This window comes from Serratia sp. root2, assembly GCF_031931805.1.
GTDB lineage: Bacteria > Pseudomonadota > Gammaproteobacteria > Enterobacterales > Enterobacteriaceae > Serratia > Serratia inhibens.
Genome location: NZ_JAUJXB010000001.1, coordinates 1,569,025 through 1,581,797, shown reverse-complemented (window position 1 = coordinate 1,581,797; position 12,773 = coordinate 1,569,025). Strand labels below are relative to the sequence as shown.

The 12,773-nt window shown below is 54.8% G+C and carries 14 protein-coding genes; 8 read left to right on the top strand and 6 right to left on the bottom strand.

Annotation, left to right across the window (positions count from 1 at the left end):
* Nucleotides 1-129 precede the first annotated feature (129 nt).
* Nucleotides 130-771 carry an NAD(P)-dependent oxidoreductase gene (locus QZQ97_RS07055; protein WP_311992870.1) on the bottom strand — a complete coding sequence of 214 codons (642 nt, stop codon included), beginning with the start codon at nt 769-771 and terminating at the stop codon, nt 130-132.
* A gap of 141 nt (nt 772-912) precedes the next feature.
* On the opposite strand from QZQ97_RS07055, the gene QZQ97_RS07050 reads away from it, so the two are divergent.
* From QZQ97_RS07050 to QZQ97_RS07040, 3 genes are all read left to right on the top strand, one after another.
* Nucleotides 913-1,842 carry a LysR substrate-binding domain-containing protein gene (locus QZQ97_RS07050; RefSeq protein WP_311992869.1) on the top strand — a complete coding sequence of 310 codons (930 nt, stop codon included), beginning with the start codon at nt 913-915 and terminating at the stop codon, nt 1,840-1,842.
* A gap of 21 nt (nt 1,843-1,863) precedes the next feature.
* A complete protein-coding gene (locus QZQ97_RS07045; protein WP_013812685.1) occupies nt 1,864-2,103 on the top strand; it encodes a DUF1289 domain-containing protein in 240 nt (79 codons plus the stop codon).
* 99 nt (nt 2,104-2,202) lie between these two features.
* Nucleotides 2,203-3,099 (top strand): aldo/keto reductase, encoded by an 897-nt coding sequence (locus QZQ97_RS07040; RefSeq protein ID WP_311992868.1) that lies wholly within the window; start codon nt 2,203-2,205, stop codon nt 3,097-3,099.
* Between the two features lie 67 nt (nt 3,100-3,166).
* Here QZQ97_RS07040 and QZQ97_RS07035 read toward each other — a convergent pair whose 3' ends face one another.
* A complete protein-coding gene (locus QZQ97_RS07035) occupies nt 3,167-5,011 on the bottom strand; it encodes a polyurethane esterase (protein ID WP_311992867.1) in 1,845 nt (614 codons plus the stop codon).
* Nucleotides 5,012-5,252: 241 nt separating this feature from the next.
* Between QZQ97_RS07035 and sodC the strand changes: the two genes are divergently transcribed.
* Entirely contained in the window at nt 5,253-5,777 is a 525-nt protein-coding gene (sodC, locus tag QZQ97_RS07030; RefSeq protein ID WP_311992866.1) for a superoxide dismutase [Cu-Zn] SodC, read from the top strand.
* A gap of 6 nt (nt 5,778-5,783) precedes the next feature.
* On the opposite strand, the gene QZQ97_RS07025 is transcribed toward sodC, so the two are convergent.
* Genes QZQ97_RS07025 through QZQ97_RS07015 form a run of 3 tightly spaced genes read right to left on the bottom strand, consistent with a single transcriptional unit; the run spans nt 5,784 to nt 8,924 of the window.
* The gene (locus tag QZQ97_RS07025; RefSeq protein WP_311992865.1) at nt 5,784-7,817 is read right to left on the bottom strand and encodes an FUSC family protein; all 2,034 of its coding nucleotides are present in this window, start codon (nt 7,815-7,817) and stop codon (nt 5,784-5,786) included.
* A gap of 9 nt (nt 7,818-7,826) precedes the next feature.
* On the bottom strand, nt 7,827-8,684 hold the full coding sequence (locus tag QZQ97_RS07020; RefSeq protein ID WP_311992864.1) for an HlyD family secretion protein: 858 nt from the start codon (nt 8,682-8,684) through the stop codon (nt 7,827-7,829).
* A 3-nt stretch (nt 8,685-8,687) separates the two neighbouring features.
* Entirely contained in the window at nt 8,688-8,924 is a 237-nt protein-coding gene (locus QZQ97_RS07015) for a DUF1656 domain-containing protein (RefSeq protein WP_311992863.1), read from the bottom strand.
* A 180-nt stretch (nt 8,925-9,104) separates the two neighbouring features.
* Between QZQ97_RS07015 and slyA the strand changes: the two genes are divergently transcribed.
* A complete protein-coding gene (gene slyA / locus QZQ97_RS07010; protein ID WP_212559616.1) occupies nt 9,105-9,539 on the top strand; it encodes a transcriptional regulator SlyA in 435 nt (144 codons plus the stop codon).
* An 86-nt stretch (nt 9,540-9,625) separates the two neighbouring features.
* Here slyA and QZQ97_RS07005 read toward each other — a convergent pair whose 3' ends face one another.
* Nucleotides 9,626-10,090, bottom strand: a complete 465-nt coding sequence (locus QZQ97_RS07005) for a glycine zipper 2TM domain-containing protein (protein WP_166728786.1) — start codon at nt 10,088-10,090, stop codon at nt 9,626-9,628.
* 365 nt (nt 10,091-10,455) lie between these two features.
* On the opposite strand from QZQ97_RS07005, the gene anmK reads away from it, so the two are divergent.
* The 3 genes from anmK (at nt 10,456) to pdxH (ending at nt 12,668) form a co-directional block, all read left to right on the top strand.
* On the top strand, nt 10,456-11,577 hold the full coding sequence (anmK, locus tag QZQ97_RS07000; protein ID WP_311992861.1) for an anhydro-N-acetylmuramic acid kinase: 1,122 nt from the start codon (nt 10,456-10,458) through the stop codon (nt 11,575-11,577).
* 45 nt (nt 11,578-11,622) lie between these two features.
* On the top strand, nt 11,623-11,925 hold the full coding sequence (locus QZQ97_RS06995; RefSeq protein ID WP_311992860.1) for an MliC family protein: 303 nt from the start codon (nt 11,623-11,625) through the stop codon (nt 11,923-11,925).
* Between the two features lie 89 nt (nt 11,926-12,014).
* Nucleotides 12,015-12,668 (top strand): pyridoxamine 5'-phosphate oxidase, encoded by a 654-nt coding sequence (gene pdxH / locus QZQ97_RS06990; RefSeq protein WP_311992859.1) that lies wholly within the window; start codon nt 12,015-12,017, stop codon nt 12,666-12,668.
* The last annotated feature ends 105 nt before the right edge of the window (nt 12,669-12,773 follow it).

Here is a 12,773-nt window from a genome sequence, read left to right as displayed (position 1 = left end):
GAGTAATGCGCTGAAATTTACAGGATGAAACTTAAGAAAACCTTAGAGATTCAGAATGGTGGCGGGTTCGTTTAATTTTGGTTTAGTTTACAGCCGGCAGACCGCGTTCCTCGCGGTCTGCCGGGGTGATTAATAAGCAGCGGTAAACTGCGCTTTAATAAACTGCGGTTTTTCGATCTCGTCGATAATGGCTACCGACAAATCTTCTACCGAGATGCCGGCCGGTGCCTGGCCATTCATCAGTAACTGGGTGGTGCCGAGGCGGAACTGGCCGGTGCGCTTGCCGGGTTCCAGCAACGCAGCAGGGGAAAGATAGGTCCAGTCCAGTGGAGAGCCATTGCGCAGTTTGTTGCGTAAATCACGCACTGCCTGCGCGCCCGGACGGATATTTTCCGGGAACTGAGGGGTGTCTACCAGTTCGACGCCCGGTGCGACCTCCAGGCTGCCGGCACCGCCGACCACCAAAAGGCGTTTAACGCCGGCTTTTTCCACTGCGTTCAGGATTTTCTGCGCGCCGGTGCTGGTTTTTTCGTACAGATTCTCTTCCGCCCAGCCAGGGTTATAGGCGCTGATCACCGCGTCCTGGCCCGCCAGCTGTTTCGCCAGCCATTCGGTGTCGGCGATGTCACCCAGCGCTACGGTCAGGTTGGCGGTGTCCGGCAGAACCTTGGGCTGGCGTGCAATCGCCGTCACTTGCAAGCCGCGCGCCAGCGCTTCGTCTACCACGCGGCGGCCAACAAAACCGGTTGCTCCAATAATGGCTACTTTCATCTGTTTGCTCCTGTCAGAAATAGGGTTTGTCTGTGGGGGCAGGCCAGCCTGGCCTGCGAGATTAGCTATACTCTAGTACTTAACAATAGACCTGATTAGTGCCATATTCATGCTTTCTTGATTAAGTAAAACTTCATAATCGTGGATAAACTGAATCGAATGGCGGTATTCGCCACCGTGGTGGCGGAAGGGTCACTGGCCGGTGCCGCCCGGCGGCTGAGCATGACGCCATCGGCGGTAAGCCAGCATATGCGTTCGCTGGAAAAAGCGCTCGGCGTGCCGTTATTGCACCGCTCCACGCGGCGATTGGCGCTCACCGAAGCCGGTGCGGCGTTCTATCCCGGCTGCGAAGCGATGTTGTTTCAGGCGCAACAGGCGGAACAGCGCCTGGCGGAATTGCGTGACACCCTGGTGGGTGAACTGCGTATCGCTACCACAATCGGTATTGGCGGCCGCCCGCTGGCGGAGGCGATGGCGCCGCTGTTGCAGGCGCACCCCAAACTGACGTTGCGCGTACTGGCGGACGATCGGATCGTCGACATGATTGAGCAGCGAATCGATATCGCGCTGCGGGTCAACCGCCAGTTGGCAGATGCGAATATGATCGCCCACCCGCTGGCCGAGTGGCCGATGGTGCTTTGCGCCGCACCGCGTTATCTCAGCCAGCATGGGGTGCCGGAGACGCCGCAGGCTTTGATGCAACACCGCTGGATTTCTGGTATTTACAGCGGCACACATTTGGATTTGCACCACCTGAGCGGGCAGCAGCTTAAATTACGGCTGGCGGAAGGGCAGATTGTCAGCGACAGCATGACCGTCATGCGTGCCTTTACTCGCAGCGGCCTCGGGATCTCGGTTCAGCCGCTGAATGAAATTGAGGACGAATTGCAGCGCGGGGAGCTTATCCAACTGATGCCGGAATGGCGGCCTGCGCCGTTGCGGCTGCATGCGCTGACGCTGGAAAGGGCGATGCCCGAGAAAAATCGGCAGGCGCTGCACTATTTGCGCGACTATTTTCGCCGCCATACTGAAAAGTCACTTGCCAGCGGTGCCAATGGCGTCTTCAATTAGCAAGAGAATGCAGGAGGACGTGTGCCGCAGCAACTTGAGTTTTTCGACATCCCCAGCCCGTGCCGCGGCATTTGCCAGGCCGATGAACGCGGTTTTTGCCGTGGCTGCCTGCGCAGTCGCGAGGAGCGTTTTGGCTGGATGCAAATGAGCGACGCGCAAAAACGCGATGTGCTGCGCCTGTGCCATCAACGCTTCCTGCGCCTGCAACGCGCCAATAAACAGCCTGATGAACCGCAACCGGAACAGCCGTCGCTGTTCTGAGCCATTCCTGATCTGCCGCACGTTAACGCAGCTTTCCGCTTCCCACGCTCTTATCCGCTTGTGTATGCTGACATCAAACAATGTCATGAGGTTTTAACGATGGTAAACCGTATTCAACTCGCGCCGCAGGGGCCTGAATTTTCCCGCTTGATTTGCGGATATTGGCGTTTGATGGAGTGGGGCATGACGCCGCAGCAATTGCTGACGTTTATCGAACAGCATATCGAACTGGGTGTCACCACCGCCGACCACGCGGACATTTATGGCGGCTATGCCTGCGAACAGGCGTTCGGCGAGGCGATGCGTCTCAAGCCGTCGCTGCGTCAGTCGATGGAACTGGTGTCTAAATGCGGGATCGCCACTACTGCCAAACCGGGCAACCCCATCGGCCATTACAACACCGACCGCGATCATGTTGTGCGCAGCGCCGAACGTTCACTGGAGCTTCTGCATACCGACTATCTGGATCTGCTGCTGATTCATCGCCCTGATCCGCTGATGGAGGCCGATGAAGTGGCGGAAGCCTTTGTCGCTCTGCACAAAAGCGGCAAGGTGCGCCATTTCGGTGTTTCCAACTTCACGCCGGCGCAGCTTACGTTGCTGCAATCGCGTCTGCCGTTCTCGCTGGTCACCAATCAGGTTGAGATTTCACCGATCCATCAGCCGGCCATTCTGGATGGTACCTTGGATCAATGTCAGCAATTGCGCATCAAGCCGATGGCCTGGTCTTGTCTGGGCGGGGGGCGCTTGTTCAGCGACGCAGAGTTCCAGGCGCTGCGTGATGAATTGCAGACGGTGGCGCAGGAAATCGGTGCAGAGTCTATCGAGCAGGTGGTGTACGCCTGGGTAATGCGTCTGCCGTCTGCGCCGCTGCCGATCATCGGTTCCGGCAAGATTGAGCGTGTGCGTTCGGCGCTGAAGGCGCAGGAACTGACGCTGAACCGCCAACAGTGGTTCCGCATCCGCAAGGCGGCGCTGGGTTACGACGTGCCTTAAGCATTAGCCAATATCGCCATCAGAAAAGCCGGGCCTGTGGATAGCCCGGCTTTTTATTTTAAGTTATTTAAGCCAACACCACCTGACTGTCGTTGAGGCTTTCGGCGGTTACGCCGATCAGCGTCACCTTATTTTCGCCGAAGGCCAAGGTCAGCCCATCAGACTGCTGCGAAACATAGTCGTGGAAATCGCCGCTGGCACCCTGAGTCCCCAGAAAGACCAGCTTGTCGGCGGTGCCAAAGTTGTACACTTTATCGCTGCCAAAATCCCCGCTGAACAGGAAGGTATTGTTACTGCCGACGCTCTGCAACGTATCGTTGCCGTTACCGCCGACAAACGTCAGATTACCGCTGCTATGGCCAAATAACTGGTCATCGCCACCTTTGCCAAATAACCAGTTGTCGCTGGCTCTGGCATGCAGGGTATCGGCACCGTCACTGCCATTGGATGACGCGGCGTAGGCTGTCAGGCTGGAACCTGATTTCAGCCCGGTATCGGTCACCTGATGGTCTACTTCTTTGGTGAAGATCAATAACGAGGTTTCTTTAGTGCGTAAAATGCTGATATCGCTTGCCAGAGTGATGCCGCCTGTGGCGTCACGCAAATAAAGCGTATTGCCATCGTAAGCCACTTCGTTTTTCTTCAATGCCTGTTGCAAGTCCAGCGTGTTATTTCCCTCGCCGCCGGAAATAACGTTAAACCCGCCGCCGTCACGGAAAGTGTCATTGCCGGCGCGCCCATCGAGATAATCGTTGCCGGTGCCGCCCTTGATTAAGTCATTGCCGTCACTGCCAATAATAAAGGTCGGGCCGCTGTGTTTTTCGGCATTGCGGTTCAAATCCTCTACCCAGGTATCACTGCGGGTGACATCGGAGAGGTTGGAAACGATCACCGTCGAGTCTTTATTGGTCAGGGAGTAAAACTCTGAATTCAACACCCGCATTAGCCCATCTTGATAAAAGAACGGTAAGTGGGATAACCAGGTCGGGATATTCAGAATGGAGAAGGGCAGAACATTCCAGGCGGCAGAGGCGTAATGATCGTTAAAATTAACGATATTATTGGTAGCGGATCCCTGTGGCGCATCATGGACGCCTAAAGATGCCGGCGTTAGTGTGGTACCCTCCAGCGCGCGAAATACCGGATCGTTTTCGTAACCAATATTAATGACTTTGCCGCCTGTTTCATATTGCGTGGGCGAGGCGAACGCCACGTAGTTGGACTGCGCGTAGAAACCCTTCCAGTTATCGTCGCTGAGCGCTGCCATGCTGTTCACCGCCAGCCCGCCCAGGCTGTGGCCGCTGACGGTGACATCATCACCGGTCAGGCCATGTGCCTGGGCGAATTTAGCCACATCGCCCAATAACGTGCCGAAAGCTTTCAGGCTGTAATTGTCGGCATAGCCTTCTGGTCCAAAGCCTGCCAGCACGTCGTTGATCAGATCGCCGATACTGTCGGTAATTAATGACTCGCGCGGCCCGCTGGTACCGCGAAAGGCAATACCAATCGAGATGAGGTTGCCTGCGCTGTCATATTTCCCCAGGATCTCAGCCTGTGCGGTGGTGTAACCCAGGCTCTCGCCATAATAGGTGCCGTGGGCATCCGTTTTGCCCTGATAGCCTAACTGGTTAGCGCTAATCAGGGTCCAGCCGGCGTTATTAACCGCCTCTAACGCTGCTTTTTCCGAATCGGGATTCCAGGGAATGCCGGGCAGTCCGCCCTGTGATTGAGTGCTGCCAATCAGCGCGGTAACCAGCGTAAACGGCAAGCCCAAACCGAAGCCGTTGTGGTGGTAGCCTTCGTCAAAACCATTATCAATGTTGTGGTACGAGTAAGTAGAAATCGCCAACGCATCGGAAAATAACGTTTTTGATTTCGCATCATCGAGGTCTCGGTAATTAAATATGCCCATATCAGTTCCTTATGAGTTTGCTGCATTGGCTTGTTTACTTATCAAATAGCGCTGGCAGCGAGTGTAGATGAACAGAACAAACCGAACGACAACTGGTCGGATGACCACGGGCGGTAAAATTATTATTAGTGTGAATTATTAATAATGCGAATCTTATCGCCAGATTTATCCCCATTCTGAGCGGTGGCATCACTCGTTACCCTATACTCAAGGTTCACAGATATTTCATGGAGTGTGATTGATGAAACATTATTGGTATGCGGCCTTCGGCCTGATGGCCTGTGGAGTCGCGCAGGCGGCAACGGTGGATGTTGACATGAATCTGGTGACCGGACAGGGAATTGGCCAAGAGATTGGCAAAGTCACGATCAGCGAAACGCCTTACGGCCTGCTGTTTACCCCTCAGTTAAAAGCGTTGCCTGCAGGCGTGCACGGTTTTCATGTGCACGAGAACGGCAGTTGCGAGCCGGGTATGAAAGAGGGTAAGGCGGTAGCGGCGTTGGCAGCGGGTGGGCATCTTGATCCGCAAAAAACCGGCAAGCACCTTGGCCCTTACGCAGACGGCCACTTGGGCGATCTGCCGGCCATTTATGTCACGGCAGACGGCATGGCCAGCGATCCGGTGCTGGCACCGCGGCTGAAAAAAATCAGCGAAATAACCGGCAAAGCACTCATGGTACATGCCGGTGGCGACAACCATTCCGACCATCCGAAACCCTTGGGTGGCGGGGGCGAACGTTTCGCCTGCGGTGTGATTAAGGGATAACCGGGTTTAACGGCCGGTGGATGTTGCCGCCGCGTTGTCAGGCGGGTTGATCGCCTGTTGCAGCTGCTGCAACGAACAGTAAAGCCGCCAAATCAATCCGGCAAGATCGCGCGCCGCCTGTTCAGGGTGGTGCGCCAACGCATTGCTCATGCGCAGCAGTTCCAGCAGCGTGGCGTCCAGAGATCGGTGCTGCACGCCTTTCTCGGTCATAATGTCCCGTAGACAGTGAATGCAGACGTCCCGCACCGCCGAGAGCGGATCGGAGCGAGTTTGCCAGTCACGCAATTGCCAAACGATATGGCTGCAGTTGAGCAGCACCACGCCCCAGCGCAATAACCAGCTGCGAGCCTCCTGATCCTGGCTTTGATTCAACTGACTGATGCGGTGATAAATCAGAGATTCGAACTGGCTCTCGCTCTGCTGCGGTTTTTTGCTCAGTTGATCGCTAAAGTCGCGCCGCAGAGCGCGAATAATACGCCGACTTTTACGTTTGTCAGAACTGGGCCGCAGGATCTGGAATGCCAGACCGGCAAACAATACCCCAACAATCTTGCCGATGTTGTTGTTGATAAACGACTGATAATCGTAACTCGGCGGGTTGGTGACGGTGAGAAAAGAACCCATAAATACGATCAATTGCCCCCATAGCGCGGCGTAGGGGGGATTTTGCAGTTTGATCATCTGCAGGGTGACCAGAATGGGGAACAGGAAGGCGCAGAATACCCAAAAATCGTCAATTTGGATCATCAGACCGAATTTCACCACAAAGCAGGCGACCGAAAGCAGCAATACCGCTTTCAACAAGGTGGTGATGCTATTGATCGGTGAAGGGGTGGAGGAATAGAGCACACAACTGATGGCGGTTAACGTCAGCGCTGAGCTGCCTGCATCCCACTGGGTGTTAATCCAGTAAGCGCAGCCGATAATAATGCATAAAAAGGTACGCAGGCCGTTATAGGCCGCTTCGTAACTGTCGGTATGACGCGCCAGAGAAGTCACGTGAGGAGGTTGGATATCGCTGGCCGGCGTGACGCTTTCCAATCTTTGCAGCCAGCGAATGCAGCGCAGGTACAGCCAGCAGAAATGGCGCAGCCGCAGCCAGAAGGCGCGGTGGCGATAATCTGTCGGATCCTGAGGCGCTATCTGCTGCAGGATACGTGCCAGCCGGTATTTGTCGGTTGCGGGATCGCGCAGCTCAGTCAGCAATTGATCCAGGACGGCTGCCAGATTGGCCGGGCGATCCGGCCAGTTCAGCAACATGCGGCGCAGGCTGGAGATCACGCTGGTAAGGCGCAGCTGCTGGTGCAGCATATAGTTGAGCACATTATTTTGCCGCCGCAGTCTATAGTGGCTCCAGAATGCTTGAATACGCAGCAGGTTCATGGTCAGGATCTGGCCGATAACCCCCTCATGCGACGTACGCATTTGAGCGGTGATTTCCGGTTGCCACAACATGGCGGCATGTTCCAACAGCCGCAGGTGCATGCGTCTTAACGAGGTCAGCAGGGTTTCATCGTCAGAGGTGCTGGGCAGGATCATCATCATCACGCCGCCGCACAGAATACCGGTGATGACCTCGCAGACGCGCGCTTGAGCGATATCAAAGATCTGCTGAGTATCGGTGACGTTGACCGTGCCGAAGGCGATGATGGCGGCGGTATAGCCCGCCAGCGCAAACGCATAGGAAACGTTGTTCTGATAATGGTTGGAAATGTAAGTGCACAAACCGATCCAGGCGGCGATAAATAAGGTGAACAGCCAGGGATCGTTCAGGCAATGGCCGGCAATGGCCACTGACGCGGCAGCGCCGATCAGGCTGCCGATAATGCGCCCTATGCTTTTGCTGATGACGCCGCCGAAGGTGGGGAAACTGACTACCGCTGCGGAGGTTAACGCCCAATAAGGCTCGTCGAGATTGAGGACGAACGCCACCCACAATGACAGACACATGGCCAGCGAGTTGCGCAGCGCATAGCGCCACTGACCGCCGGTAGCCTTACCCCAGGGGGTACGCTTCCATTCCAAGAAGGGCAGGTTCACTGGTTAGCCTTACTGATGAATGGCGATGGTGCATGTGGTGCCCGCCACCAAGGGCAGATCGGCGGGTACGTTCAACAATTTTATTCGCACCGGCACGCGCTGCGCCAAACGCACCCAGGGAACGTTGGGTTTCACGTCCATTAATAAATCGCTGCTGCTGTCGACGCTTTGATCGTTAATGGCGCGGCCAATGCTCTCCACCAGGCCCTGCAGAGGAATGTTGCCATTATATAAAACGATGTCCGCTTTATTGCCTTCTTTTATATGCTTGAGCTTGGTTTCTTCAAAATAGCCGAGCACGTAAAACGAGTGTGCGTCGACCAACGCAACCAACGGCGTGCCGGCGCTGGCATAGTTCCCAACTCGTGCTTGCAAATTAGTGATATAGCCATCGACAGGCGCGTACATTTTAGTTTTACTTAAATTCCATTTAGCCTGTTTCAGATTAGCCTCAGCAGCTTTATAAGCGGCTTTCATTGCTTGCGCGGCTAAATTTGACTCGTCCATATTTTCGGCAGAAATAACGTTTTTTGGCAGGCTGCGACGACGTGCCGCCTCATGCTCCGCTTTGGCCAGATCGGACTGCGCTTTTGCCAGCGCGGCCTCAGCATTGTCCAGCGCAATCTGGTATGGCACCGGGTCGAGAGTGAAAATCAGACTTCCCGCAGGTATGAATTGATTGTCATGTACGGTTATTTTCTCTAATCTGCCAGAAACTTCCGGTGTGATATTGACGAGCTCGGCGCGCACTTTTCCATCACGGGTCCACGGGGATTGCATATAATAATTCCATAACCACCAACCGGCACATAGGGCAATGGCGCAGACGATTACCGTAGAAAAATATTTTAACGTTTTATGCGTCATGAGTTACCAACTCGCTAAAATCCATAAGGAGCCGCTGACGGCGATGACGAAAATAGACAAATCCATCAACATGGGATGCCAAATTTCGCCGGAATAAATCCAGTCTCGCAACAGGCGGTGTGCCAGTAGCCATAAAACCGACCCGAGCAAAAAAGCGTTAAATATGGGTGGGAAATAGAGTGAGGCGCCGAGCACCAAATCGGGCAGAGGGGCGGTGGCGTGAAGCCATGAACTATTCACATTAACAATCCCTACGAGTGAATATGTTAAATATTTGCGTAACGGATAAACAATAACTGATCAAAGTGGTGGTTATTTCTACAACATACATTATATACATTTGTGTTTTTAATGTGAGTTACTCAGAATGGTCTAAACTTTGGATAGTTATATTAGCATGCTAATTATAAGGAGGGGGAAGTGGAGTCATCATTAGGTTCAGATTTAGCACGATTAGTTCGTGTTTGGCGCGCGCTTATCGATCATCGGCTAAAGCCGCTGGCGCTCACGCAAACACATTGGGTCACCCTGCACAATATCAATCGTCTACCGCCGGAGCAGTCGCAGATCCAACTGGCCAAGGCAATCGGCATTGAACAACCTTCGCTGGTTCGAACGCTGGACCAACTCGAAGAGAAGGGGCTTATTACTCGCCATACTTGCGCTAACGATCGGCGTGCAAAGCGTATCAAGTTGACTGAAGCGGCCGATCCCATCATCAGGGAAGTGGACAGCGTCATCAGCTCTACGCGCGGTGAGATTTTGAGCGGTATTACCACGGATGAAGTGCAGTTGTTGGTAGGATTGATTGGCAAGCTGGAACAAAACATCTCTGAATTGCAAAATAAACAATAATAACGATTTCTTTGTTTGATTAGATTTCACAGCATCGGAAATGAAACCGGAGGCCTTGGCCTCCGGTTTTACCTTCCAGCTTCCGCTTACAGCGGAGAGACGGTAATGGTGTCGCCGGTGCGGGCCATACGCACACGCTGGCCCACGCTGAACTTGGTTGCGCCAGCCTTCTGAACCACCACGATATTCTCTTTCTGGTCGGTCTTGATTTCCAACTCATAACCCGTGGTGCGCCCAGCCAGCTCACCGACGCTGTTGCCTGCTACGCCGCCGGCTACTGCGCCCGCTGCGGTTGCCAGGGTACGGCCGGTGCCGCCACCTACGGTGTTACCCAGCAAGCCGCCAAGTACCGCACCGCCGATCGCCCCAATGGTATTCGAACTGTCGCTCCCCTGGATTTTGACTGGACGGACAGAAACCAGTGTACCGTAAGTCACGGTCTGAACCTGTTTGGCCTGCGAGGATGAATAGACATCGCCGGACATGGATTCATTGGCGCATCCTGCCAGCGTAACTGCGGCGACGGCAACGACGAGAAGACGCTTGATCATATAAAACTCCTGTTGTGGTAGTCCATAACCTGGGAAACCTTTCCAGGCCCAGATTCAGTGAAAATAATAGACAAAGTATGGCGTAAACGCACGTACATCACCATGCCCGTCACTGCACGCAGCTTAACTTTACTCTGTTCAACCAATAATAAACGGTGGTTTAGCTTTATGACAGGGCCGGAACAAATTCCGTTGCGGGTTGAGCCGTGGTTTAGCCACCTTTATCACCGTGGCCGACCGCTAAAAACAGGCGCATCGCTCACAGAGGTGAAAAAAGACATCATAATTCATGGCGTTAATGGTCTAATTCTGGTTTATTTATCGGTTGAAAGTTTGCTTCCCCGTGCGGGTTAAAGGATGTTGCTATGAAGTCAGGCCGCTATATAGGTGTTATGTCTGGCACCAGTCTGGATGGCGTCGATGTGGTGCTTGCCGCAATCGACGGACGAATGGTCGCGCAGCAGGCCAGTTACAGCCACCCGATGCCGATCCAACTGAAGCAAGACATTCTCGGCATGTGCCAGGGCCAGCAGACCACGCTTTCTGCGGTGGGCCGGTTGGATGCGCAGCTTGGCGTGTTGTTTGGCGAGGCGGTGCTTGGCTTGCTGAAACAAACCGGCATGTCGGCGCATGACATCACCGCTATTGGTTGTCATGGCCAGACGGTGTGGCATGAACCTGAAGGTGATGCACGCTTCTCGATGCAATTGGGCGATAACAACCGCATTGCCGCATTGACCAATATCACCACCGTCGGCGATTTCCGCCGCCGCGATATGGCCTACGGCGGCCAGGGTGCCCCGCTGGTACCGGCATTTCATCAGGCGCTGTTGGCGCATCAGGTAGAGCGCCGTATGGTGCTCAATATTGGTGGCATCGCCAACCTTTCGTTGCTGCTGCCAGGCGCGCCGGTGCGCGGTTTCGATACCGGGCCGGGCAATATGCTGATGGATGCCTGGGTATGGCGTCATCGTTCGCAGCCTTACGACAAAGACGGCGCATGGGCAATGGAGGGGCGCGTCTGCCTGCCGCTGTTGCAACAGATGCTGGCCGATCCTTACTTTGCGTTGCCTGCGCCGAAAAGCACCGGTCGCGAGTATTTCAACGCCGCTTGGCTGGAGCGCCAGCTCTCGGGCTTGCCGGCAGTTAGCCCCGTTGATGTGCAAACCACCTTGGCGGAACTGACGGCGACCAGCATTTGCGAGCAGGTGCAATTGGCGGGTGGTTGCGAGCGTTTGCTGGTATGTGGCGGCGGGGCGCGCAACCCGTTGCTGATGGCGCGGATGTCCGCGCTACTGCCGGGAACCGAAGTGTGTCTGACCGACGATTTCGGCGTCAGTGGTGACGATATGGAAGCGCTGGCCTTTGCCTGGCTGGCGTTTCGTACCCTGTCCGGACAGGCCGGCAACCTGCCGTCGGTCACCGGCGCCAGCCGTGAAACCCTGCTGGGTGGGATTTATCCGGTTTTGCCTTTAGGGGCCCGTTAGCTCTGTTAGGATAGAAATCGACAGATTTCCCTAAGGAGCAATAGCATGAAAAAAATCATTATTGCCGCAGGCGCGCTGGCGCTGGCAGGCTGCAGTTACGTATTGCCGCAAAGCAGCCAGACGCTGCATTACCAATGCGGCACTATGCCGCTGACGGTGTCGCTGGACGGTAAGGACAGCACGGCCAGCTTTCTGATGGATGGCGAGCAACTGAAGCTGAAACAGGTGCTGGTCATGTCCGGTGCGAAATACAGCGACGGCAAGTACAGTTTCTGGTCGAAGGGCCAAAACGCCTATGTCGAACGTAATGACAAGGTGATTATAAGCGACTGCGTACTGGCTAACTGATCGGCCGACGGCGGCGTCAGAACGATTGAGATTCTGGCGCTGCAGGCGCAGAATGTAACGACGAATTTTTCGGTTGGTTGATAAACCAGATGATTGAAAATAATGAGTTTGATGTTGCGGACCTGCGCCGTGAATACACCCGTGGCGGCCTGCGCCGCAACGATCTGACCGTCAATCCGCTTGAGTTGTTTGAACGCTGGCTGAAGCAGGCCTGCGATGCGCGCCTGGCCGATCCTACCGCCATGTGTGTGGCTACAGTGGATGAAAATGGCCAACCCTATCAGCGCATCGTGCTGCTCAAGCATTTTGACGACAAAGGGCTGGTCTTTTATACCAATCTCGGCAGCCGCAAGGCGCAACAGTTAGCGCAAAACCCGCACATCAGCCTGCTATTTCCGTGGCACATGCTCGATCGTCAGGTGATTTTCCTTGGCAAGGCAGAGCGCCTGTCCACGCTGGAGGTGATGAAGTACTTCACCAGCCGGCCGAAAGACAGCCAGATCGGCGCCTGGGTATCGCAGCAGTCATCGCGTATTTCCGCCCGCGGCGTACTGGAGAGCAAATTCCTCGAATTGAAGCAAAAATTCCAGCAGGGCGAAGTGCCGTTGCCGAGTTTTTGGGGCGGATTCCGCGTTAATTTCGATTCTGTCGAGTTCTGGCAGGGCGGCGAACACCGCCTGCATGACCGCTTTTTGTATCAGCGCGATGGGAATGACTGGAAAATTGACCGACTGGCGCCCTGAAGACTGAAAATCCCCCTTAAGCGCTGGCACTGATGCCGCCGGCGCTTTATTCTATGCGCTACCCTGAATTTTATATTTCGCCAGTGGGCGAAAGGTCGTGTACCG